General features: G+C 58.2%; 1 pseudogene. It reads right to left on the minus strand.

The features are described from left to right. Nucleotides 1-747: pseudogene (locus JCM25146_RS20345) on the minus strand (IS701 family transposase); the annotation flags it as partial. Nucleotides 748-801: the final 54 nt, after the last annotated feature.

An 801-nucleotide genomic window follows, 5' to 3' on the forward strand; every position in this document is an offset into this window, starting at 1 on the left:
GCAATCAGCGGGCCTGTCGCCCACGACCCGAACCAGTGATTGCCTCTGACCCCAAGGACATATCCAATTCCTGCCCGGCGAAGCGTGCGTTCCACATCGCCGACGCCATACACGGCTGTCTGCTGCAACCCAGCGGACGGGCACACCGGCCTCAATACTCCGCTCAATCATCATCGAGGCTAACGCCGGTTTGGTTGCAAACACCACGTCATCAGGAACGTGGGTCTGCTTCAGGCGCTCACGGTTCGACGTCCAGTCTTTTGGAAGATACAGGGCGCGGTCAACAAAGGCGTGGCCCCGCGCCGATACATAGGTGGCAAATACACCAATCTGGCAGTTCGTGATCTTGCCGGCAGAGCCCGTATATTGCCGCCCCACACCGCAGGACGCCTGACCTTTCTTCAGAAAACCGGTCTCATCGATGACCAGCACACCATCTTCAGTGCCCAGATGCTCGACCACATGCTCCCTGACGACATCGCGAAGGGCATCGGCATCCCAGTGCCCGCGCCCCAGAAGCGCCTGTTGCCGCCATGGACCGGGATCTCCTGCGGCTTCCGCTCGCATCCATCCTGTCTTACGTGGTTCATTGCCAATCAGAACGTCCAGGAAGGCGCACGCAGAAGCTGCGACACGTTTCTGCGTAAACAACGGTACGATCCGTTCCTTGGCGGACCGAAGCCCGGACGCCCACAAATACAGCGTCTCTTCAACAGACGCACCGCCACTCGTCATATCCTGAATCATGGTTGCCCATAAATTCAGAACTCAACACAATATGCAACTGTAGTGCTAGGCTCA

It is taken from the genome of Acetobacter okinawensis JCM 25146 (assembly GCF_000613865.1).
Taxonomy (GTDB): Bacteria; Pseudomonadota; Alphaproteobacteria; order Acetobacterales; family Acetobacteraceae; genus Acetobacter; species Acetobacter okinawensis.